At 71.5% G+C, this 20,004-nt stretch carries 22 protein-coding genes; 9 read left to right on the top strand and 13 right to left on the bottom strand.

Annotated elements, in window-relative coordinates; genetic code table 11:
* Positions 1 to 370: 370 nt before the first annotated feature.
* Positions 371 to 1,084 (bottom strand): VOC family protein, encoded by a 714-nt coding sequence (locus ABZZ04_RS21505; protein WP_356933803.1) that lies wholly within the window; start codon positions 1,082 to 1,084, stop codon positions 371 to 373.
* Positions 1,085 to 1,360: 276 nt separating this feature from the next.
* Here ABZZ04_RS21505 and ABZZ04_RS21500 point away from each other — a divergent pair, with 276 nt between their 5' ends.
* The 3 genes from ABZZ04_RS21500 to ABZZ04_RS21490 all read left to right on the top strand — a co-directional run bounded on the left by ABZZ04_RS21500 (position 1,361) and on the right by ABZZ04_RS21490 (position 3,940).
* The gene (locus tag ABZZ04_RS21500; RefSeq protein ID WP_356933802.1) at positions 1,361 to 2,008 is read left to right on the top strand and encodes a winged helix-turn-helix domain-containing protein; all 648 of its coding nucleotides are present in this window, start codon (positions 1,361 to 1,363) and stop codon (positions 2,006 to 2,008) included.
* Positions 2,005 to 3,246 carry an MFS transporter gene (locus tag ABZZ04_RS21495; RefSeq protein ID WP_356933801.1) on the top strand — a complete coding sequence of 414 codons (1,242 nt, stop codon included), beginning with the start codon at positions 2,005 to 2,007 and terminating at the stop codon, positions 3,244 to 3,246. The genes ABZZ04_RS21500 and ABZZ04_RS21495 overlap by 4 nt, the downstream gene beginning before the upstream one ends.
* Positions 3,247 to 3,460: 214 nt before the next feature.
* On the top strand, positions 3,461 to 3,940 hold the full coding sequence (locus ABZZ04_RS21490) for a carboxymuconolactone decarboxylase family protein (RefSeq protein ID WP_356933800.1): 480 nt from the start codon (positions 3,461 to 3,463) through the stop codon (positions 3,938 to 3,940).
* A 121-nt stretch (positions 3,941 to 4,061) separates the two neighbouring features.
* Here ABZZ04_RS21490 and ABZZ04_RS21485 read toward each other — a convergent pair whose 3' ends face one another.
* The 6 genes from ABZZ04_RS21485 to ABZZ04_RS21460 form a co-directional block, all read right to left on the bottom strand.
* Positions 4,062 to 4,295, bottom strand: a complete 234-nt coding sequence (locus tag ABZZ04_RS21485; RefSeq protein WP_356933799.1) for a ferredoxin — start codon at positions 4,293 to 4,295, stop codon at positions 4,062 to 4,064.
* A gap of 4 nt (positions 4,296 to 4,299) precedes the next feature.
* A complete protein-coding gene (locus tag ABZZ04_RS21480; RefSeq protein ID WP_356933798.1) occupies positions 4,300 to 5,586 on the bottom strand; it encodes a cytochrome P450 in 1,287 nt (428 codons plus the stop codon).
* Between the two features lie 107 nt (positions 5,587 to 5,693).
* A complete protein-coding gene (locus ABZZ04_RS21475; RefSeq protein WP_356933797.1) occupies positions 5,694 to 6,485 on the bottom strand; it encodes an ABC transporter permease in 792 nt (263 codons plus the stop codon).
* Positions 6,485 to 7,489, bottom strand: a complete 1,005-nt coding sequence (locus ABZZ04_RS21470) for an ATP-binding cassette domain-containing protein (RefSeq protein ID WP_356933796.1) — start codon at positions 7,487 to 7,489, stop codon at positions 6,485 to 6,487. The genes ABZZ04_RS21475 and ABZZ04_RS21470 overlap by 1 nt, the downstream gene beginning before the upstream one ends.
* Positions 7,490 to 7,540: 51 nt before the next feature.
* Entirely contained in the window at positions 7,541 to 8,431 is an 891-nt protein-coding gene (locus ABZZ04_RS21465; RefSeq protein WP_356933795.1) for a DUF4097 family beta strand repeat-containing protein, read from the bottom strand.
* 154 nt (positions 8,432 to 8,585) lie between these two features.
* On the bottom strand, positions 8,586 to 9,116 hold the full coding sequence (locus ABZZ04_RS21460; RefSeq protein WP_356933794.1) for a toxin-antitoxin system HicB family antitoxin: 531 nt from the start codon (positions 9,114 to 9,116) through the stop codon (positions 8,586 to 8,588).
* 300 nt (positions 9,117 to 9,416) lie between these two features.
* Between ABZZ04_RS21460 and ABZZ04_RS21455 the strand changes: the two genes are divergently transcribed.
* Positions 9,417 to 9,797, top strand: a complete 381-nt coding sequence (locus tag ABZZ04_RS21455) for a hypothetical protein (RefSeq protein ID WP_356933793.1) — start codon at positions 9,417 to 9,419, stop codon at positions 9,795 to 9,797.
* Between the two features lie 84 nt (positions 9,798 to 9,881).
* Here the strand turns inward: ABZZ04_RS21455 and ABZZ04_RS21450 are convergent, their stop codons facing one another.
* Entirely contained in the window at positions 9,882 to 10,742 is an 861-nt protein-coding gene (locus ABZZ04_RS21450; protein WP_356933792.1) for an MBL fold metallo-hydrolase, read from the bottom strand.
* A 148-nt stretch (positions 10,743 to 10,890) separates the two neighbouring features.
* On the opposite strand from ABZZ04_RS21450, the gene ABZZ04_RS21445 reads away from it, so the two are divergent.
* Both ABZZ04_RS21445 and ABZZ04_RS21440 read left to right on the top strand, forming a co-directional pair.
* Complete coding sequence (locus tag ABZZ04_RS21445; RefSeq protein ID WP_356933791.1) at positions 10,891 to 11,556, top strand: helix-turn-helix domain-containing protein; 666 nt, start codon at positions 10,891 to 10,893, stop codon at positions 11,554 to 11,556.
* Positions 11,553 to 12,854 carry an MFS transporter gene (locus ABZZ04_RS21440; RefSeq protein WP_356933790.1) on the top strand — a complete coding sequence of 434 codons (1,302 nt, stop codon included), beginning with the start codon at positions 11,553 to 11,555 and terminating at the stop codon, positions 12,852 to 12,854. The genes ABZZ04_RS21445 and ABZZ04_RS21440 overlap by 4 nt, the downstream gene beginning before the upstream one ends.
* A 97-nt stretch (positions 12,855 to 12,951) precedes the next feature.
* Here ABZZ04_RS21440 and ABZZ04_RS21435 read toward each other — a convergent pair whose 3' ends face one another.
* Together ABZZ04_RS21435 and ABZZ04_RS21430 are read right to left on the bottom strand one after the other, a co-directional pair.
* Positions 12,952 to 13,164, bottom strand: coding sequence for a DUF4287 domain-containing protein (locus tag ABZZ04_RS21435; RefSeq protein ID WP_356933789.1), 213 nt, complete (start codon positions 13,162 to 13,164; stop codon positions 12,952 to 12,954).
* Between the two features lie 84 nt (positions 13,165 to 13,248).
* Positions 13,249 to 13,920 carry a DUF998 domain-containing protein gene (locus ABZZ04_RS21430; RefSeq protein WP_356933788.1) on the bottom strand — a complete coding sequence of 224 codons (672 nt, stop codon included), beginning with the start codon at positions 13,918 to 13,920 and terminating at the stop codon, positions 13,249 to 13,251.
* Between the two features lie 124 nt (positions 13,921 to 14,044).
* Between ABZZ04_RS21430 and ABZZ04_RS21425 the strand changes: the two genes are divergently transcribed.
* The 3 genes from ABZZ04_RS21425 (at position 14,045) to ABZZ04_RS21415 (ending at position 16,452) form a co-directional block, all read left to right on the top strand.
* Positions 14,045 to 14,665 carry a TetR/AcrR family transcriptional regulator gene (locus ABZZ04_RS21425; protein ID WP_356933787.1) on the top strand — a complete coding sequence of 207 codons (621 nt, stop codon included), beginning with the start codon at positions 14,045 to 14,047 and terminating at the stop codon, positions 14,663 to 14,665.
* A 67-nt stretch (positions 14,666 to 14,732) separates the two neighbouring features.
* A complete protein-coding gene (locus ABZZ04_RS21420) occupies positions 14,733 to 15,557 on the top strand; it encodes an alpha/beta hydrolase (protein WP_356933786.1) in 825 nt (274 codons plus the stop codon).
* 145 nt (positions 15,558 to 15,702) lie between these two features.
* Complete coding sequence (locus ABZZ04_RS21415) at positions 15,703 to 16,452, top strand: dienelactone hydrolase family protein (RefSeq protein ID WP_356933822.1); 750 nt, start codon at positions 15,703 to 15,705, stop codon at positions 16,450 to 16,452.
* A gap of 60 nt (positions 16,453 to 16,512) precedes the next feature.
* Here the strand turns inward: ABZZ04_RS21415 and ABZZ04_RS21410 are convergent, their stop codons facing one another.
* Genes ABZZ04_RS21410 through ABZZ04_RS21400 form a run of 3 tightly spaced genes read right to left on the bottom strand, consistent with a single transcriptional unit; the run spans position 16,513 to position 19,534 of the window.
* Positions 16,513 to 16,914, bottom strand: a complete 402-nt coding sequence (locus ABZZ04_RS21410) for a DUF6009 family protein (protein WP_356933785.1) — start codon at positions 16,912 to 16,914, stop codon at positions 16,513 to 16,515.
* Positions 16,911 to 18,425 carry a phage/plasmid primase, P4 family gene (locus tag ABZZ04_RS21405; protein WP_356933784.1) on the bottom strand — a complete coding sequence of 505 codons (1,515 nt, stop codon included), beginning with the start codon at positions 18,423 to 18,425 and terminating at the stop codon, positions 16,911 to 16,913. Before ABZZ04_RS21405 ends, ABZZ04_RS21410 begins: the two co-directional genes overlap by 4 nt.
* Complete coding sequence (locus ABZZ04_RS21400; RefSeq protein WP_356933783.1) at positions 18,422 to 19,534, bottom strand: bifunctional DNA primase/polymerase; 1,113 nt, start codon at positions 19,532 to 19,534, stop codon at positions 18,422 to 18,424. Before ABZZ04_RS21400 ends, ABZZ04_RS21405 begins: the two co-directional genes overlap by 4 nt.
* Positions 19,535 to 20,004 lie beyond the last annotated feature (470 nt).

Here is a 20,004-nt window from a genome sequence, read left to right as displayed (position 1 = left end):
GCCCGGTTCTTTGCAATGGAAGCATTCCGACTTCGGGCCACGACCTCACCCGAGGTACCCGCGCAGCCACCATGAGGTGAGCATGAACGGGGCATATGCCTGATCATGAACCATCGGTGCGCAGGAGGAAACAACGCAACGGTTTGTTTTCACAGGCCAAAACGGACTGGAACACAGGATCAACTCTCGTCCCGACACAGCCGACACCCCGGTCCGCAGCCCGCACCGCGCCGCCCGCGGACGTACGCCCTCCCCTCGGGACGGGGCCGTTCCCTCCGGCGAAGCACGGATCTGCCCGGCACGGGCCAGTACAGCACGGGTCGGCAAGCGAGCACCCCTCCGGCTCAACAGAACCCGGCAGGCGGTCGGTTCACGGCCGGGCCGCGGCGCGCAGTTCCTCCAGACGCACGAGGGCGTCCCGGGCCGGACCCCGCTCCTCGGCGACGAGGCGGATGCCCGAGGCCCGGGCGAGCGCGGACGCCGCCGTCTCCTCGTCACCGAGGCGTCCGGCGACATCCGCGCGCAGCACGAGGAGTTGGAGGAGCTGCACGCGCGTCGGCTCCTCGTCCTCGACACCCAGCGCGCGGTCGATGACCCGTACGGCACCCGCCAGGTCCTCCTTCGAGTCCACGAGGAGGGACGCGTGGTGCAGGGCGCGGGCGAAAGCACCCTCGGGCGCGGGCCGGTGGTGCAGGCTCCCGCCCGTCCGCCGGACCACTCGGACGCAGTTGCCGCCCGGGTCGGTCATGAGGAACTGCCGCACACCGTAGGACATGTCCTTCAGCGGCCCGATGCGCGGCAGCCCCCGGACCGGCACCCTCCCGTACGCGGCCTTGAGGCCGGCCCGGAACTCCTCGTGCAGCCCGTCGACGTCCTCGGTCGCGACGAGACACGTGCTGTACGAACCGGCCGGGTCGTACTGCTTCATCCCGAAGAAGTGGAGCTCGATGCCGCCCCGTTGCACGACCGCGTAGGGGTTGGGGCTCCGCTGCTGGAAGGTCGTCCCGAAGCCGAGGGCGGCATAGAAGTCGAGGACGGGCCGAAGGGTTCGGCACGGCAGGATCGGAATCATCTTCTCGCTCATGCCCTTAATCTAATCAAATTTGACTAGGCAGGCGTGAAAGCCCTGTTGAAAAACCCGGGTGCTCACTGATCGATCGGCCCGGCCGCGGGGGTCATGAGCCGGTCGCCGAGCGCGCTCCTCCGGTACAGCACATGCCGACAGGCAGGTGGACCGTGGGACGGGCCGCCGGGCCGCCGGGCCGAGGGACCGAACGCGGCCGGGCACAGTCGGGGCCGGGGCCGAGACCGTTCACAACAACTCTTTCGAAAGAAGTGTTGCAGGTCTATCTTGGCGCGTATGACCGCTTCCCCCGCAGGTCCACCCGCCGCTTCCCCCGCCGACCCGCCCGACCGGCTCCCGGCGGAGTCGGACGTCGAACTGGACACCGCCGCTCTGCGGGTGCTGGCCCACCCCCTGCGGATCAACGTGCTCGCGCTGCTGCGTCAGCGCGGCCCGTCGACCGCGACCAGGGTGGCCGGTGAGCTCGGCATCAATCCCGGGGCCGCGAGCTATCACCTGCGCCGACTGGCGGCGGGCGGACTCATCGTGGAGGAACCGGGGCGCGGCACCGGGCGTGAGCGGTGGTGGCGGGCCGCCCACCGCCAGTCCGTCCACGATCCGACGTCCGCCGCCGCTCCGGAACGGCAGGAGGCCGGGCGTGCCTACGCGCACGCCGTGGCCCTCGCCTGCACGGAGCGTCTGCGGGCTGCGGCGCAGGAGGTGCCGTCGCTGCCGGAGGAGTGGTTCGAGGTCAGCGCATTCGGGGACTTCGTCCTGCGGCTGGCCCCGGAGGACGTCGCCCGGATGCGCGACGAGGTCTTCGCGGTGATCTCCCGGTACCGGCAGGCCGCGGACCGGGGCGCCGGGGAACTCGTACCGGTGGCGGTGCAGGTGCAGGCGTTCCCGGTGCCGGGCACCGTACCGCCGCGGTCCGCCGGTTCATGACCGGTCCCGCCACGGCTGTGCCCCGGCCCGCGCACCGGGACGGCAACGTGCTGCGCTGGCTCGCGGCGTACACCGCGTCGGTCACCGGCGACGTCATCTACTTCCTGGCGCTGTCCTGGACCGCCACCCGCACCGTCGGCCCGTCGCAGGCGGGTCTGGTGGTCGCGGCCGGGGCCCTCCCCCGGGCGGTGTTCATGCTCGTCGGGGGCGTGGTGGCCGACCGGTTCGGCCCCCGGCGGGTCGCCGTGGCCAGTGACGCCACCCGCTGTCTGGTCATCCTGGTGTCGGCCGCCGTACTGGTGTCGACGGCGCCGGGGCCGTGGCTGCTGGTCCCGCTCGCCCTGGTCTTCGGCGTGGTGGACGCGGTGTTCATGCCCGCCGTGGGCGCGTTCCCGCCCCGCATCACGACACGGGACCAACTCGCCCGCCTCCAGGGCATGCGGGGGCTGTCGGTCCGGCTGAGCAACTCCCTCGGCCCCGCAGCGGGCGGCATCGTGCTGGCCGCCGGTGGGGCCGGTGGCGCCTTCGCCGTCGCGGGGGTCCTCTTCGCCGCGTCGCTCGTCCTCCTCCTCACCGTTCGCACCGCCCCCGTCCCGGCTCCGGCCGTCCCCGAACGCCGCACGACACGGCAGGAGTTGGGCGCAGGTCTGCGCTACGTACGCCGCCACCGGCTGCTCGCCCCGCTGGCGGGGGTGATCGGGCTGAGCGAGATGTGCTTCAGCGGCCCGGTGGCGCTGGGGCTGGTGCTGCTGGCGGACGAACGGGGCTGGGGCGCCTCCGGCACGGGGTGGACGGCGAGCGCCTTCAGCGTCGGGGCGGGTGTCGCGTCCCTGTGGTTCACCGTCCTCCCGCGTGTCGCCCGCGCCGGACGGGGTGTCGTCGTCGCGCTGCTGGTCACCGCCGTGGCCACGGCCGCCCTGGGCCGGGCACCGACCCTGTGGTCCGCCGTCGCCCTCACCGTTCTGATCGGCCTGGCCGGCGGCACCGCGGTGACGCTCACCGGCGCCCTGGTCCAGGCGGAGACGGATCCCCGGTACCTGGGCCGGGTCACTTCCCTCACCACGCTGTGCACCCTGGGCCTGGCCCCGGCCCTCTTCCCCGTCGCGGGCTTCACCGCCCAACTCTGGGGAGCGGGCGTCTTCTTCGCCGGATGCGGTGCGATCAGCCTGCTGGCAGCTGTGTTGGCCGTCGCGGCCCCGGCCCTGCGGCGCGCCGAACTCCAGGGCGCGAACGCCTGAAACCGGCTCCCGCCCGTACCCGTTCGCACCCGGCACACCCGTACCCGTACGTGCTCGGCCGGGGGCCGCGCCCGGGACACCGGTCCCCGCCGATCTGTGACACCCGCGGACGGTCGGACACATCACATCGGCGGGCCGTCACACGGGCCGGGGCACCGGCGTCTTGTGTTCGTCCTGTGCGGCAGCACACGAGACCACGAGTGAGGACGAAGTCATGGAACCCCGTTTCAACCTGTTCTCCAGCCCGACCGCCCTGAAGATCGCCAAGCGGTTCTACAGCACCTCCCTGCCCCTGGCGCAGTCGACGTTGCCCAAGTCCACTCAGGAACTGGTGGAGTTGCGGGTCGGCCAGATCAACGGCTGCGGTCTGTGCGTGGACGCCCACGCCAAGGAGGCCGCGGCCGCCGGTGAGACCGCGCTCCGGCTCAACCTGGTCGCCGTCTGGCGTCACAGCACCGTGTTCACCGAGGCCGAACGGGCCGCGCTGGCGCTCGCCGAGGAGGGCACCCGGCTCGGCGACCGCGGTGTGTCCGACGATACCTGGGCCGAGGCGCGCAAGCACTACGACGACGACCAGCTCGGTACGCTGGTCTGCGTGATCGCCCTGATCAACGCGGCCACCCGGATGAACGTGATCGTGAACAACCTCGGGGGTTCGTACGAGCCCGGCATGTTCGCCGACATGTTGGACTGACCGGTGAACGGGGCACGGCCCGCTCATCGGGCGGCCGGACCCGTACCCGTGGAGAACACACGAGAGCCCCCCACCGGCGCGCGGTGCGGGGGTTCTCGGTCCGGGCGGGTGCCGCGGGTCGCTACGGGGTCGTGGATTCCGGGGAGTCGAGGGCGATGGCTCCGGCGGGGCAGAGGCCGACGGCCATCCGGGCGGCGGCCCGGTCCCCGGCTTCCGGCACGGGGTGCAGGAGCACCACCAGGCCCTCCTCGTCGTCCTGGTCGAAGACCGCGGGGGCGGTCAGGGCACACATGCCGGCGCCTACGCAACGGTCCCGGTCGACGTCGAGACGCAGTGGTTCTCGTGGATCGCTCATGGGGTCACTCCTCGTCCCAGGTGACGGGCAGACTGATCACTCCGTAGATGTTGGCACGGGCCCGCAGCGGCACCTCCTGCGGCGGCACGGCGAGACGCAGTCCCGGGAAGCGGGCGAGGAGCGCCGGGAACGCGACGGCCATCTCGACGCGGGCGAGCTGCTGGCCCAGGCACTGGTGGATGCCGTGGCCGAAGGCCAGGTGCCCGGTGGCCCGGCGGTGGATGTCGAGCCGGTCGGGGTCGGGGAACTTGTGCGGATCGCGGTTGCCGGCCTGCACGGAGACGGTCACCGACTCGCCCGCCCTGATGAGCCGGCCCTCCACCTCGACGTCCTCGAGTGCCGAACGCACCAGCGGGTCGGCCACGCTGAGGTAGCGCAGCAGCTCCTCCACTGCCTGCCCGGCGAGTTCGGGATCGGCGCGCAGGGCCGCCAGTTGGTCGGGGTTGCTCAGCAGGGCGAAGGTGCCGAGGCCGAGCATGTTCGCGGTGGTGTCGAGCCCGGCGGCGAGCAACAGCCCGCCGATCCCGGCCAGTTCCTCGTCGGTGAGGTCGGAGGCGGTCAGCTCGCTGAGCAGGTCGTCGGTGGGCTCGGCGCGCTTGGCGATGACCAGTTCGTCCAGGTACTGGATGAGTTCCGCGTAGGCTGTGCCCTTGGCCTCCACGTCGGCCGTCTGGTCGAAGATCGTCGCCACCTGGTCCCGGAAACGCTCCCGGTCGGTGTACGGCACGCCGAGCAGTTCGCAGATCATGAGCGCGGGCACGGGCTGCGCGAACGCCTCCACCAGGTCGGCCGTGGGCCCGGCCTGTTCCATCGCGTCCAGGCATTCGGCGGTGAACCGCTCCACCTGCTCGGTGAGTCGGCGCATGCGGCGGACGGTGAACCGGCCGGTGAGCAGGCGCCGGTAGCGGGTGTGCTCGGGGGCGTCGAGGCCGATGATGTCGCCGACCGGTGCCGGCGGTAACTCCCCCGACACGCCTTCCACCGGCACCGGCATGTGCATGAATTCGTAGCGTGAGCTGAAGCGCGGATCGGCGAGGACCGCACGGGCCGCGGCGTGTCCGGTGACCAGCCGACCCAGGTGTCCGTCGGCGTAGCGCATGCGGCGCACGGGCTCGTCGCTCAGCGCGGTGAGTCCGGCGGGCGGGTCGAAGGGGCAGCCGGTGTGCCGGTCGGCGGGAAAGGCGGGCGGTTCCTGCGCAGTGGCGTCGGTGGTGGTGGCGTCGCCGGTCGTGGTGCCGGCGGCGATGGCGTCCGGGGTGTTGGCTTCGGGGGTCGTCGGGTCGTACGGCATGGGGTCCTCCTGTGCTCGTCGGACGGTGTGCGGCGTGCGGTGAACGGGGTACGGAGTACGGGGCATTGGCGGTGCGGGGCGGTGAAGTCGCCCGGGAGAAGCGGTGGTCACCGCTTGGCACCGGTCCTGAAGGTGCGGCGTGCCCACAGGTAGCCGACCAGGGAGAGCCCCACGCACCAGGCGAGGCCGATGGTCGCGCTGGAGCCGATCTCGGTGCCGAGCCACAGCCCGCGCAGGGTCTCGATGATCGGCGTGAAGGGCTGGTACTCGGCGAACCAGCGCAGGCCGGTGGGCATGGACTCCGGCGGCACGATGGCGCTGCCGATGAACGGCATGAACGTCAGCGGCATCGGGATGTTGCTGGCGGTCTCGGCGTTCCTGGCGACCAGGCCGATGCCCGCGGAGATCCAGGTGAGGGCCAGGGTGAGCAGGGTGAGCAGGCCGATGGCGGCGGCCCATTCGACGACGGTGGCATCGGGGCGGAAGCCCATCAGGAGGGCGGTGGCGATGACGAGCGCGACGCTGGTCATCGTCTGGATCACCCCGGCGACGACATGCCCGGTCAGGAACGAGGCCCGGGAGATCGGCATCGTGCGGAAGCGGTTGACGATGCCTTCGGTCTTGTCGATGCAGATGCTGATCGCGACGGTCAGGGAGCCGGAGGTGGCGGCCATCAGGATGATGCCGGGGGCGATGTAGTCGATGTACTCGCCGCTGCCGGTGGGCAGGTCGCTGATGCCGGTGCCCAGTGCCCTGCCGAAGACGTAGTTGAACAGCAGCAGCATCATGATGGGCATGATGACGACGGTGAGCGTCAAGGACGGGTAGCGCAGGGCCTTTCTGAGGTTGCGCCGCAGCATCGTCCTGGAGTCCCGGGCGGCGTAGGACATGGTGGCCATCAGACGTTCTCCTCGGTCGGTGCGGCGGTGGCGGCGGGGCGGGGCTGACCGGTGAGGGTCAGGAAGACGTCGTCGAGGTCGGGGGTGTGCACGGTGAGCGAATCGGCCCGGATGTCGGTGGATTCCAGGGTGTCGAGGACGGCCCGCAGGTTGGGGATGGAACCGTCGCTGGGGATCTGGAGGGTGAGGGACTCCTCGTCGCGCGTGGCGATGCCGAAGATTCCCGCGGCGTCGTCCAGGCTCCGGACGTCGGCGAACCGCACCCGGATGTGGCCGCCGGGGATGCGCTGCTTCAGCTCGTCGGCGGTGCCCTCGGCGATCAGCCTGCCGTGGTCCAGCACGGCTATCCGGTCGGCGAGTTGGTCGGCCTCTTCGAGGTACTGGGTGGTCAGGAAGATGGTCACGCCGTCGTCGGCGACGAGGCCGCGGATGATCTCCCACATGGTGCGCCGGCTGCGCGGGTCGAGTCCGGTGGTGGGTTCGTCGAGGAAGATGATCCGCGGATCGCCGACCAGGGTCATCGCCAGGTCCAGCTTGCGCCGCATGCCGCCGGAGAACGTGACGGCGGTCTTGCCGGCCACCTCCGACAGGTCGAAGCGGCGCAGCAGGTCCTGGGCCCGCCGCTTGCCCTCGCGCCGGTCGAGGTGGTGCAGGTCCGCCATGAGGAGCAGGTTCTCCTCCGCGGTCAGCAGGTTGTCGACGGCCGAGAACTGGCCGGTGACGCCGATCACGGAGCGCACCGCGTCGGCGTCCCGGGTCAGGTGGTGACCCGCGACCCGGGCCTCGCCCGCGTCGGCGCCGATGAGTGTGGAGAGGATCTCCACCGTGGTGGTCTTGCCGGCGCCGTTGGGGCCGAGCAGGGCGAAGACGGTGCCTTCGGCGATGCTCAGGTCGATGCCGTCGAGCACGAGCTTGTCGCCGTAGGACTTGCGCAGTCCGGTGGCGGTGATCGCCTGTGCCGTCGCGTTCGCGGCGGTCGGCGCGGATGCCTGGATGGCGGTCATGCCGTTTTCCCTTCGGAGATGGGGAGTTGACGGGTCGACAGGTGCGCGGGGTCAGGCGCGGCGGACGATGATGTCGCCGGTCGCGGTCCGGGCGTACACCTCGGCGGTCTCGTCGGAGTCCGCGGGGCCCGCGGAGGAGTCGAGCAGGTTGCGCACCATGCCGTACTTGGTGTTCAGGTCGAGCCAGGCGGCGGTGCCACGGCGGATGCCCACTTCGAGGTTGCCGACGGAGGTGCGCAGGTCGGTCCGGCCGCGGATGACCTCGCCGACGCGGATGCCGCCGGTGGAGCACATCGCCTCGACCCCGGCGTGGGCGACGCCGATCTCGATCCGGCCGTTGGCGGACTTGGCGCCGACGGTGCCGTGCGCCACGCCGACGGAGATGTCGCCGTTGGCCGCGTTGGTCTTCAGGTCGCCGGCGACCTCGCCGATCTCGGTGGCGCCGTTGCTGTTCTTGACGGTCGCCGTGCCGGCGACCGTGCCGATCTCGATCCGGCCGCCGCCGACGACTTCGGCGTCCCCGGTCGAGCGGGTCAGGCGGATGTCGCCGTGGTCGGTCTTCAGGTCGGCTTCGGCCGCCTCGTCGACCTGGATGTCGCCGAGCGAGGTCTTGAGCACGACCTCCCCGAAGCCGCCCTCGCAGAAGAAGCTGCCCATGCCCGACCTGCCCCGGACGTCCGACCCCGCGGGCAGTTCGATGCTGACCTCGATGGAGCCCGGCTTGCCGAACGGGGTCCGCTTCTTGGGCGTCCTGATCGTGAGCCGGCCGCCCGAGCAGGTGACCTGGGTCTGCTGCACGGCGCGCACGTCGTTGTTGTCGGATCCGTCGCGCGGCAGCACCTCCACGACGGTGTCGGTGCGCTTGCCCGCGGTGATGCGGGCGGTACCGACCTCCAGTTCGAGGGTGGCGGAGATCGGCTCGGGGGTCTCGAAAGAAGGCATGGCTGTTCCGTCCTCTTGGCTCGCGCGGTTGATCCCGCCGGTGGGGCGGGTGATGAATGACGTCGGCGGATCAGCGGTCCGCCGGTGAAATCGGTCCTCGTCCTCGAAACGCCGTCACCCGTCGTCCGGTGGACGGCGGTTCGAGGACGGGGCCTCAGCGGACCCAGCCGGTGAAGCCCCGGCCGCCCGACTCCTTGCCGCGGCCCGGCGTGCTCGTGCGTCCCCCTCCGTCGAGGGCGACGGAGACGGCCCGTACCAGCCAGGCGTTGACCGACAGCCCCTCCGCCGCCGCGGCACTCTCGGCACGGGCCTTGAGATGGGCGGGGAGGCGGAAGTTGATCCGCGCCATGGCGCCGTCGTCGGCGTCCGCGGGCGGCGGGGGCGGCACGGGCGCGGCAAGGGGCTCGGCCGGTTCCGGTACCTCCCGGAACGGCTCGGGGGCCGGCGGCGCCGTCACCACGAACTCCGGGTCGAGTCCGCGCAGTCGTACGTCGACCGAGCCCGGCGCCAGCTCCCGGGTGACCTCGCCCATGGCGGCGGACAGTGCGTTGAGGAGAGTCAGTCGGGCGGCCGACTCCAGGGGAGCGGTGAGCCGCTCGGCGAGGGCGCGGGCGTCGTCGCCGCCGGCTTCCGCGGCGACGGCCAGTTCCTGCCGAAGGTTGTCGACGTAGGGCGTGAGGTCCATGACGCCATGATGGCACATCGATGGCGCCATGACGAGCCACATCGCCACCCTTTTGGCACACAAGGCTCTGGCCTGGCACTTCTTTCCCGAATCACCGCGCCGCAGTGCCACATCAGCAACGAAATGACCCGCCGCGGCGCCACGAAGGCGCCATAGTGGCGCCACCCGACGGCAGGCTGACGCCACTCGGCGACAGCCATGACGCCACCGACCTCCCCGTCCGGCCCGGACTCCCCGTACGGCGCCATCGCCTTCGGGGCCGTGCCACGATGTACCGCATGCAGACGAACCGAAAGGTCCATGCCGCGTAACCGCCCAGGACACGTCCGGGCCGGCAATCTCCGCCGCCGGACGACGGAGACGGGGCCGGGGCCGGGGCCCGCCATCGACGGCCTGTCCTCACGCGCGCTGTCCGAGATCTTCCGCCTCGAACACTCCCGCAACCACCTGCGTCCGGGGGACGTCGGCGCGGCCGTGCGCCGGTGGAAGGACTACGTCCACCGCCCCGAACGCCAACTGTGGGACGACCACGAGCAGGGCAACCCGCACTGGTACTGCTGCGGCGACCCCTTCGAGGCCCGGGCCCTTCTCGACACCGTGATGCAGGCCATGTCACCCCGGAACGCCCGACAGCTCCGGCGGATCGTCAGCCGGCTCGACGGCGCCCCGAACGGGGCCTGAAGCCCCGAAGGACCGGCGCGACGGCGCGACGGCCCGCCATGTCCATCGAATCCGCCCCTGCCCCTGCCCCTGCCCCTGCCCCGATCACATCGGAAGGAACGGCTCCGTCAAGTGCGACGTCGCCAGGTGCAGGGTGGTGCCGGTTCCGTGGTCGAACATGCGCCGCCTCGAACGCTCGGCCTCCTCGGGGTCGGCCTCGTGCGCGTAGGCGAGCCCTGGGTGGAGCAGTTGGAGCGCGTGCACCAGGAGGTCGCCGGTGACGAGCACCAGCTCGCGCCCATCGGCGACCAGCAGGCTCTGGTGTCCGGGCGTATGACCGGGTGTGGCGACCACGCGCCCGGTGCGCAGCGGGGTGTCCCCGTCGAGGAGCCGGAGCCGCCCGGCGGCCGCGAGCGGGTCGGTGAGGGTCTCGCGGAGCTGTGGGTTGAGCGCGTCGAGGGCGTCGAACTCGGCCCGCTGGAGCAGGTATTCGGCATTCGGGAAATAAGGGCGCCGGCTGCCGGCCGAGGCGCCGCCGGCCGTCGTGCCGCCCCCCGCCGCCGGGACGGCCGCCTCGGTCACGACCGCCCACCCGACGTGGTCGGTGTGCAGATGCGTGAGCACCACGGTGTCGACCTCGGCCGGGTCGATGCCCGCGGCGGCGAGCGAATCGGGGAGCACACCGGGCACGGGCGCCCACGCGGCGGCCGGGCCGTCCGCCGGACCGATCCCGGCGTCCACGACGGTGACGCCCTTGTCGCTGCGGATCGCGTACGCGCGGAACGGGAGCCACCAGCGCCCCTGGGCGTCGACCGCGCCGGGGTCGTAACGGTCGGCCTCGGCCCACTGGGCGGCCGTCGCCCCGGGGAAGGCGTCGGCACGCGGGGCGAAGAACGGGCCTTCGCCGTCGGCGAGGGCGATGATCTCGGTCGAGCCGATCCGGAGGCGGGGAACGCTGGGAGACATGACCGCGATCCTGCCATGCCCATGAGGAGTATCCGAGCCGGATCGCGCGCCGGAAGCCGCCCGGCCGGAACGGAAGCACAGAGAACCGCAAAGGGTTCTTCGCGAAGAACTCTTCGCGAAGAACTCTTTGCGGTCTAGGGTGTGCCGCATGACAGACGCGGCGAAGAGGCCGGACACCCCGGCCGTCGAAGAGAACTCGGTCGTCCTGGATGCCAAGGGGCTGCGCGCCCTGGCGCACCCGATACGCGTGCAGCTGGTCGGGCACCTGCGGAAGTACGGCCCGTCCACGGCCACCCGCCTCGCGGAACGGCTGGGCGTGAACTCCGGGACGGCCAGTTACCACCTGCGCCAGCTCGGCGCGGCCGGCTTCGTCGAGGAGGACACGGAACGCGGCAACGCGCGCGAGCGCTGGTGGCGCTCGGTGCACCGGACGACGGAGCTCAGCGACCAGGATCTGACCGAACGGGAGCCCGAGGCCGCGCTGGCGTATCTGCAGTCCGTCTCCGCCACCTACACCCTTCGCACCCAGCAGGCGCTGAACGAGTTGCAGACGATGCCCCGGGCGTGGCGGGGCACCTTCGACATGAGCGACTGGGCCCTGCGGCTCACACCCGGGGAGACCATCGCCCTGCGCCAGGAGTTGTGGGACGTGCTCGCCCGTTACCGGTGGGACACGCCGGAGGCGGCGGCGACCGCCCCCGAGGGGGCCGAGCGCATCGGCGTCATCACGCACATCCTGCCCGAGCTGGACACGCCCGCCCCGCCGGACGAGTCCGCCGGTCCCGGGGCGTCGGAGGGAGCGGAGACGCCATGACGACGGAGGCCCCGGACGTCGACGAAATATCCGGCAGACGGTCCTTGCGGCCGCTGGGCGGGGTTCTGACGGCCATGGCCGTGTCGCTGACCGGTACCCGGATCTCCGTGGTGGCGCTGCCCTGGTTCGTGCTCGTCACGACCGGCAGCGCCACCCTGACCGGGGTGGTCGCCTTCTGCGAGATGACGCCCTACGTGGTGGTCAAGGCGCTCACCGGACCGCTCGTGGACCGGATCGGCCCGCGGGCCGTCTCCTGGACCACCGACCTGGCGAGTGCGACCGCCGCTGCCGCGGTCCCCCTGCTCCACGCCCTGCACCTCCTGTCCTTCCCGCTCCTGCTGGTCCTGGTCGCGTTGATCGGCGCGGCCCGTGGACCGGGCGATCTGGCCAAGGAGGTCATGGTTCCGGAAGCCGCGGAACGCAGCGGGGTGCCGCTGGAGCGGGCCACCGGCCTGTCCGGCGTGATCGAGCGGCTCGCCTCCACCGTCGGCCCGGCGGCGGGCGGCTCCCTGGTGGCACTGCTCGGTCCCATGGCGGGGCTCGCCATCAACGCGGGCTGCTTCGCTCTCGGCTCGGTGGTCATCGCGCTGGCACTGCCCCGCGGCATGGGCCGCGGAACCGCGGAGGACCCGTCGGGGGACGACGGGAAGGAACCGGGCTACTGGCACCGCTTCGGCGAGGGCTTCACCTTCCTGCGGGGCGAACCGTTGCTGCTCACCCTCATCGTCATGGTGGGGATCACCAACCTGCTGGACGCGGCGATCTCCACGGTCCTCGTTCCCGTCTGGGCCAAGGAGTCCGGCAACGGGCCGACCGTGATCGGTCTGACGAGCAGTGCGATGGGAGCGGCGGCGGTCGCCGGGAGCCTCATCGCCGCGATGGCCGCGCACCGGCTGCGACGCAGGACGGTCGTGCTCGTCGGATTCCTGCTGGCGGGGGCGCCGCGATTCCTGGTTCTCGCCCTCGACGCCCCGCTGGGGGTGGTACTGGCCGTCTTCGCCGTCAGCGGGTTCGGCGCCGGCTTCATCAACCCGGTGCTGGGGGCCGTCCTCTTCGAACGGGTGCCGCGCCGGATGCGGGGCCGGGTCAACGCGCTCGGCGACTCGCTGTCCTGGGCCGGGATCCCCCTCGGCGGGCTGCTCGCCGGGGCGGCGGTGACCGCGGTCGGGCTCGCGCCGGTACTCCTCGTCTGCGGGACCGCGTACTTCCTCACCACGAACCTGGCGGGGCTACGGCCGGAATGGCGCGAGATGGACCCGCCGGGGGTACGGGGCGCCCCGCCGTCCCCGGGTGCTTGACCCCCACGTGCCGTCATGTCGCACGGGTGGTGCCTCCCCCTGATCGCGGGAGGGGCCGGGCCGGGCCCGCCCCCGCGCGGGCGGGTCCGGGCTCGGTTCACCTTCCGCTGTCCTCCGCGAGGGTGTGTGCGACAAGCGCGTTGGCGTGGCCATGGCCCAGACCGTGCTCGGTCTTGAGCCAGGAGACGAGCTCCATGTGCTTGACCAGGGGCGAGGAGCGGATCAGGTCCTTCCACTCGGCGATCGGGCGGCCGTACTTCTTCTCGATCGAGGGAAAGTAGCTGGCCGGGCCCTTCACTGCTTCGGTCATGTCGAATCCCATCCGTTCGTGCTAAGTGATCTTGAATTGTCCGTCACCCTGCCGGAAGGGCAGTGCGCGGGGGAGAGAGAATGATCATCGCTGTGCCGGGGGCGTCTCGGCCAGCAGCCCGGTGGTGACCGCGGTGAGCCAGAGCAGGCCGAGTCCCGCCCCGGCCGTGAACGCCAGGACGGTGGCGGACGAACCGGCGAGGCCGACGAGCACCACGGCGGGCGCCACGCGGGAGGCAATGGCCCACCCGCGCCGGTTCCGGGCGGCGAAGTGGCGGGCCAGTACGAGGAAAGCGGCGCAGAGCGCCAGGTAGCCCACCGTGCCGCTGAGCATGTGGACGGCGCCGTGCGCGCTCAGGGAGGCGACGCGGGTCTCGGGAGCACCGACGGGGAATCCGGCACCCGGATCGGCCGCGAAGGCCCCGGCGAGCAGGAACGAGACACCGAACGCACCGATCAGCCGCGGCGCCCAGGTACCGCCGGGCGCGTCGCGGAGCGCCCGGCGCATCCCGACCGCTCCGGCGACGACCAGTACGCCCGTGAGCAGGAAAACAGTGACCTGGATCCAGCCGAGGTCACCGAGGCTCAGTTGGCTGAGGGCGTTGCGGGTGAAGTCGAAACCGTCGCGGGTGATGCCCTGGATCAGCCCCGCGCCCAGGAACAGCGGGCCCGCCGCGGCGGCGCCGGCCAGCAGGGCCCGCGTCGTCGGCCGGGCCGGGGCGGACACGGTGATCGGGGCACCGATGGTCTGGGTCATGTGATGTCTTCCTCGACGCCGAGAGCCAATTCGGGAACTGGACGGTCCAGTACTGCTGCGGAACTGGACGGTACAGTACTCACACGGGAACTGGACTGTCCAGTACTGGAAATCGGGAGGCGGCATGGAAACGAGCGAGCAGGGCCGGTCGGCGCTCAAGCGCCGGGCGATCATGGAAGCCGCGACCAGTGCGTTCATGAGCAAGGGCTACTCCGGCACCAGCATGGACGACATCGCGAAGCTGGCCGCGGTGTCCAAGCAGACCGTCTACAAGCACTTCTCCGACAAGGAGAAGCTGTTCGCCGAGATCGTCCTGGCCACCACCGACCGCATCGACGGCATGATCGACACGGTGGCCGACATCCCGGCCGACGCCGACACGCTGGAGGAGAACCTGACCCGGCTGGCCCACCGGTTCCTGACCGCTCTCACCCAGCCCCAGGTACTCCAGTTGCGTCGCCTGGTCATCGCCAACGCGGACACCTTCCCCGAACTGGGCGCCGACTGGTACGAGCAGGGTTTCGAAAGGGTCCTGGCAAACCTGGCCACCACCCTCCAGAACCTCGCCGACCGCGGACTGCTCCGGATCGACGAACCGCTGCTGGCCGCCAACCACTTCTCCGGCCTGCTGCTGTGGATCCCCGTGAACAAGGCCATGTTCCACGGCAGCCTCCAGCACACCGAGGCCGAGCTGGACCACTACGCCGCCGCCGGCGTCCGGGCCTTCCTCGCCGCCTACCGCTGACCGCTCCGGCCCCGCCGCCGTCCCGCCCGGCCCACCGCGTCCGGCAACAAGCCCTCGAAGGAATCACATGACCTGGTCCGAACGCACCGTCGTGCGCGACGGCGTACGCATCTCCTGCCGTGACTGGGGCGGGACGGGAACCCCCGTCGTCCTGCTGCACGGGCTGGCCGGGCACTCGGGCGAATGGGACACGATCGCCCGGCACCTGCGCGCCCGGCACCGGGTCGTCGCGGTGGACCAGCGCGGGCACGGCGGCAGCGAGCGGCGCCCCCACGACCGCTCGCGCGCCGCGTACGTCGCCGACGTCGTCGCGGTCCTCGACCAACTGGACCTGCGGCGGCCCGTCCTGGTCGGCCAGTCCCTCGGCGGCCACACCGCCATGCTCACCGCCGCCGCCCATCCCGGCCTCGTCCACGCGCTCGTGCTCGTCGAGGCCAAGCCCGGCGAGGCGGATCCGGACGTTCCCGCCGACATCGGCGGCTGGCTCGACTCGTGGCCGGTCCCGTTCCCGTCGTGGGAGGCCGCCGTCGCGTTCCTCGGCGGCGGCCCGGTCGGCGAGGGCTGGGCCGCCGGGCTGGAGGAACGCGACGGCGCGTGGTGGCCGCGCTTCGACCGCGACGTGATGGTCGACTCCCTGGCCGAGAACGCCAGGCATTCCTACTGGGACGAGTGGGCCGGCATCACCTGCCCGACGCTGGCCGTCCTCGGGCGGTCCGGCATCGTCGCCCCGGAGGAGTGCGACAGGATGCTCCGGCAGCGGCCGGGGACGGTGGCCATGAGCATCCCCGGGACGGGCCACGATCTCCATCTGGAGCGGCCCGACGTCCTGCGAGCCGTGCTCGAACAGTTCCTCCGGGACACCACCGGATCTCCCGGCGCCGAACAGCCCTGACTCCCCCGGCACGCGGGTGAACTGCCGTACGAACTGGTCGTGTCCGGCCGGATCCGGATACGTTCACTCCCGCCGACGACGCCGGTCCGACCGGCATCGGTCGGACCGGCGTCGATCGAACGGACTCCAGGAAGGAAGACCCGCCATTCCCACCGCGACCCTGCAGATTCCCACTCCGGACGGCCCGGCCGACGCCTTCGCCGCCTTTCCCGACGACGGCGAGCGGCATCCGGGGGTGCTGCTGTACTCGGACGCCTTCGGCGTACGGCCCGAGTTGGAGGAGAAGGCCCGAGAACTGGCCGGGCACGGCTACTACGTGCTCCTCCCCAACGTCTACCACCGGCACGGCCCGGCACCGGTGATCGAGCTTCCCGAGCACCTCGGGGAAGAGATCCGGCCGAAGGTCATCGAACGCCTGATGCCCCTCGTCGAGGAGCACACCACCGAACGCGTCCTGCGCGACGCCGACGCCTACGTCCGGTTCCTCACCACCCGGCCCGAGGTCGGTCCGGGACCGGTCGCCGCGATCGGCTACTGCATGGGCGCCGCCCTGGCGCTGCGCACCGCGGCGGCCCATCCCGACCGGGTGGCCGCCGTCGCCGGGTTCCACCCCGGCTTCCTGGTCACCGACGCGCCCGACAGCCCGCACCGCGTCCTGGACGGACTCACCGCCCGGGTCCATCTCGGGCTCTCGGAGAACGACATGACCCCCGAGGCCGCCCGCGAGCTCGAACGGGCCCTGGACGCCACGGGTGTCGAGTACACCTGCGAGATCTACCCAGGCACCGTCCACGGCTTCACCATGTCCGACACCGACGCCTTCGACGCCGCCGCGCTGCAACGGCACTGGGACCGGCTGCTGCCCCTCCTCGACCGCGCCCTGAACGCCGGCTGAGACTTCCTCACCGGACGGTCCGCGGAGCGCCCGTGGCCGGCGTGCGGGGACGCGCGTCGGCTACAGCGGGAGGGTTATGCCCATTTCCTGCATCGCCGGGGACGGCGGGCCGCCCTCGGAGCGGGCGGTCTTGCGGCCCTTGCGGCCCGGCTCCAGCGTGCGCGGGTCCACCGCCTCCGCGGGGGCCCCGGTGGCGTACAGGCCCTCCGGTTCGCTGTCGCGGTCGTGCGGGAGCAGCCAGAAGACCCGGCGACGGAACGTACCGGACGAGCGCGACGCCTTCGCCTTGGGACCCAGCAGGGTGTACCCGACCATGCGGCCGTCCCGGTGGTAGGCGGGCTTGCCCCTGCGGGTCGGCAGCCGGTCGAGGCTCTGCCGTACGTAGTCGAGGTCGGCGATGTCCTCCAGCCAGACGAGGTCGACTTCATGATTGATCTCGTCCTCTGCGATGAGGGCGCTCATGCTGTCTCCTGATCAGCGAGCAGTCCGATGCCCGGGTAGTACTTCCGCTGGTTGGACAGGATCATTTCCTTGGGCGACGCCAGTCCAACCGTCTCGCGAACCCTGGCCGCGAAGGCTCGCGACGAAACGGCCGGGGCACCTTCATTGTGACACCAGGACTTGTATGCCGCGTAGAGCGCTGCTTGTTCCGCCCTCAGCTCGGGGTCGATCCGACAGGATTCGCTGATGAAGCGGCCGGTGTGGTCCTCGGTCTCGGCGTAGGCGGTCGTGGCGATGCGGACCCGTTCGGGGCCGGTGAGGACCTTCTCCCCGGCCAGGTAGCGACGGGCGCCCTCGATGAGCCAGTTGAGGATTCCCGGGCCCTCCTCGGTGACCAGGATGTCCGCCAGGTTGTCGATCTTGCGGTCGTCGGAGACCACGCGTTCGAACGGGATGAGCCGCATGCGGCGCCAGAACGCGAAGCCGCCGGTGCCGACCTCCGGACGGTGGTTGCCCAGCAGCCAGAGCTTGTGGGTCGGCTCGAAGCTGAAGAAGTCCTGCCGCATGCGGCGGGCCTTGATGCGGTCGCCGCCGGTGAGGAGCTTGACCCGGGCCTCGTCGAACTTGTCGCCGGGCTTGACCTCGCTGCACACGATGACCCTGCGGCCGTGCAGTTCGGCCAGGTCGGTGGGGTGCCCCTCGTAGGGGCGGGACATCAGGAAGCCGGGCGGAGCGGCGTCCGCGTAGTCGCCGAGCAGCTTCATCAGGACGTCCAGCAGTACCGACTTGCCGTTCTTGCCGGAGCCGAACAGAAAGGGCATGACCTGCCCGCCGACGTCCCCCGTGATGGAGTAGCCGAGCAGCAGGTGCAGGAAGTCGACCATCTCCTCGCCGGCGGCGTCCGCGCCGAACGTGTCGGTGAGGAACCGGTGCCAGCGGGGGGTGGCCACGGGCTGCGGTGCCGCGCTGGTGGAACGGGAGTGGAAGTCCTTGTTCGGGTCGGGCTTCCTGATGAGCCCCGTGTGCAGGTCGACGATCCCCGAGGGCGTGCACAGCGCGTACGGATCGGCGTCCAGCCGCGCCGCGTTGAGCACCATGCCGGGAGCGGCCTTGGCCTGGGTGAGCATCGCGTTCATACCGCTGGTGCTCAGCGCGCGGCTGCGGTGCCGCTGGAGCGCCGCGCCGGTGAACACGCCGCGCGGGTCCGCGGAGGCGATGCTCTCGGCCAGGTCCCCGGCGGCCCAGATCACCGTGTCGTCCTCGTCGATCTGCCACCGGGTGCTGTCCCAGCGGTACCAGCCGAGTCCCGGGACGTGCCGGTAGTCGTTGGCGTACAGCTTGACGAACAGTTTGGCGTTGCCCCGGTCGGTGAGGGTGTCGGGCAGCAGGCCCGCCGCGGTGGCCTCGCCGTCCGGCGACTGGCCCGTACCGGGGTCGCCGCCCTGCGCGGGCAGGGGCGTGGGGACCTGCGCGAGGATCTGCGCGGCGACGGCCTGCGGGTCGAAGAGTGCGTTGTCGTCCCGGGAGATCACGCGCGGCCTCCCGGGGACAGTGGGCGCATCCGGCCCGCGTTCAGACCGCTGCGGATGATGGCGCCGTAGCGTCGTTCCTGACCGGGGCGGGCCTGTTCGGCTGCGTCCCGCAGGGCCTGTTCCGCGGCGTCCGCCGAGAGGTGGCCGCCCGCGACCAGTCCCCCGACGGTGTACGCGGCCCGGTTCAGCTTCGCGGAGAAGGCCGCCCCCTCCGGGACGCTCGCACAGGCCGCCACCTCCCCGAGGACCTTCGCCAGGGCCCGTCCCGCCGCGTCCCGGCCGCCACCGGCCGCCAGCACCGCCTGCCGGGCCCTGGGGGGCACGGGACGCGGTGCGGGGACGTGGGCGGGTGGGAGGTGCCCGGTACGGGCGAGCTCACGGGCCAGCCAGTCGGGGAGGGCCGCCGGCTCACGGGCCGGGCCGATGGCCGTGTAGGTGCCCGCGGCGGTGGTGGTGCCGGGCGCGACGATGTACCCGCCGTTGGCCCGGACATCGACCTGCCAGGCCAGGGCGCGGGTGCTGCTCGAACCCGCGGAGCACTGCCAGCGGTGGCTGCCATGGGCGCGGTACCACACGTGAAGTCCTCCGGACGGCGTGCGCACACGCAGGGTCGATTCGTCGTCCGCCGGGCTGACGGCGCCCCGCAGGGCGGCCAGCACTCCCAGGGTGTGGAATCCGTTGGCCAGGCCGCCCAGGTCCACGCTGCGGGGGATCGGGATGCCCGGCAGCAGGCGGTCCCGGTCCGGGGGCTGCTGCCGGTGCGCGTCGATGTCGATGACCACCAGGTGGGCGGGACCGCAGGCGACACCGACCCCGAGGCCGGGGTGGTTGAACCACCACTGCTCGATGCGGGCGAAGTCCAGGGTGGCGGCGTGGAAGCCGTGGCACCAGCGACCGGCCTGGATGCAGGCGCACCCCTTGTGGGTGTGGCCTGGCTGACGGCACCTCTCGCAGTTCGCCGTCGGGGTCTTGCGTCCCGGAGCCAAGGGGTGGACCGGCCAACCACGGCTGGCACACCACCTGGCAAGATCCACACTGCGCGGAGCGACTACCGGCGGAGACCCGGGTCGCTCCCGGTCGCTGGGTGAAACGTCCAGCTCATGCGCCATGCGCACCCCCCATCAGCGACCAAAGCGACTCAACGACGAACATAGATTATCGAAGCCCGGGTTACCGAGGGGGGCTCTGGGCGAGAAACCGCTTCATCGTGTCGGCGGAAGCGCGTCCGGCCCGACGAAACGGTCATCAGCGACTGAGACCTCGGCACCCCAGCGACTCGGAATGCTTCGGTCGCTCTCTCGGTAGCTGACAAAAAGCCCAGGTCAGAGACTTGCAAAACCCAGAAAAGCGACTGAAGCGACTCAAGGTCGCTATATATGACGCACACACGCACGCGCGAATGTCCTCATATACCCGACACTTCAGTCGCTCCAGTCGCTGTGCCGCCCGAAAACATGCTCTGACCTGGGCTTTTGAAAAAACTGTGGAAGCGACCGAGAAGTTCTTCGGTCGCTCGGCTTCAGTCGCTGTCCTGAGACCCCCCGGAAACCGCCGAAGACCCTCAGCGACCCAGCGACCG

This window comes from Streptomyces sp. NPDC006435 (genome assembly GCF_040612315.1).
GTDB lineage: Bacteria > Actinomycetota > Actinomycetes > Streptomycetales > Streptomycetaceae > Streptomyces.
Note: the sequence above shows the minus strand (reverse complement) of the source record. Positions and strands in the feature narration are given on the sequence as shown.

Coding starts and splice junctions, on each gene's coding strand:
- ABZZ04_RS21505 (WP_356933803.1), bottom strand. CDS start 1,084: ATGAGCGAGAAGATGATTCCGATCCTGCCGTGCCGAACCCTTCGGCCC.
- ABZZ04_RS21500 (WP_356933802.1), top strand. CDS start 1,361: ATGACCGCTTCCCCCGCAGGTCCACCCGCCGCTTCCCCCGCCGACCCG.
- ABZZ04_RS21495 (WP_356933801.1), top strand. CDS start 2,005: ATGACCGGTCCCGCCACGGCTGTGCCCCGGCCCGCGCACCGGGACGGC.
- ABZZ04_RS21490 (WP_356933800.1), top strand. CDS start 3,461: ATGGAACCCCGTTTCAACCTGTTCTCCAGCCCGACCGCCCTGAAGATC.
- ABZZ04_RS21485 (WP_356933799.1), bottom strand. CDS start 4,295: ATGAGCGATCCACGAGAACCACTGCGTCTCGACGTCGACCGGGACCGT.
- ABZZ04_RS21480 (WP_356933798.1), bottom strand. CDS start 5,586: ATGCCGTACGACCCGACGACCCCCGAAGCCAACACCCCGGACGCCATC.
- ABZZ04_RS21475 (WP_356933797.1), bottom strand. CDS start 6,485: ATGGCCACCATGTCCTACGCCGCCCGGGACTCCAGGACGATGCTGCGG.
- ABZZ04_RS21470 (WP_356933796.1), bottom strand. CDS start 7,489: ATGACCGCCATCCAGGCATCCGCGCCGACCGCCGCGAACGCGACGGCA.
- ABZZ04_RS21465 (WP_356933795.1), bottom strand. CDS start 8,431: ATGCCTTCTTTCGAGACCCCCGAGCCGATCTCCGCCACCCTCGAACTG.
- ABZZ04_RS21460 (WP_356933794.1), bottom strand. CDS start 9,116: ATGGACCTCACGCCCTACGTCGACAACCTTCGGCAGGAACTGGCCGTC.
- ABZZ04_RS21455 (WP_356933793.1), top strand. CDS start 9,417: ATGCCGCGTAACCGCCCAGGACACGTCCGGGCCGGCAATCTCCGCCGC.
- ABZZ04_RS21450 (WP_356933792.1), bottom strand. CDS start 10,742: ATGTCTCCCAGCGTTCCCCGCCTCCGGATCGGCTCGACCGAGATCATC.
- ABZZ04_RS21445 (WP_356933791.1), top strand. CDS start 10,891: ATGACAGACGCGGCGAAGAGGCCGGACACCCCGGCCGTCGAAGAGAAC.
- ABZZ04_RS21440 (WP_356933790.1), top strand. CDS start 11,553: ATGACGACGGAGGCCCCGGACGTCGACGAAATATCCGGCAGACGGTCC.
- ABZZ04_RS21435 (WP_356933789.1), bottom strand. CDS start 13,164: ATGACCGAAGCAGTGAAGGGCCCGGCCAGCTACTTTCCCTCGATCGAG.
- ABZZ04_RS21430 (WP_356933788.1), bottom strand. CDS start 13,920: ATGACCCAGACCATCGGTGCCCCGATCACCGTGTCCGCCCCGGCCCGG.
- ABZZ04_RS21425 (WP_356933787.1), top strand. CDS start 14,045: ATGGAAACGAGCGAGCAGGGCCGGTCGGCGCTCAAGCGCCGGGCGATC.
- ABZZ04_RS21420 (WP_356933786.1), top strand. CDS start 14,733: ATGACCTGGTCCGAACGCACCGTCGTGCGCGACGGCGTACGCATCTCC.
- ABZZ04_RS21410 (WP_356933785.1), bottom strand. CDS start 16,914: ATGAGCGCCCTCATCGCAGAGGACGAGATCAATCATGAAGTCGACCTC.
- ABZZ04_RS21400 (WP_356933783.1), bottom strand. CDS start 19,534: ATGGCGCATGAGCTGGACGTTTCACCCAGCGACCGGGAGCGACCCGGG.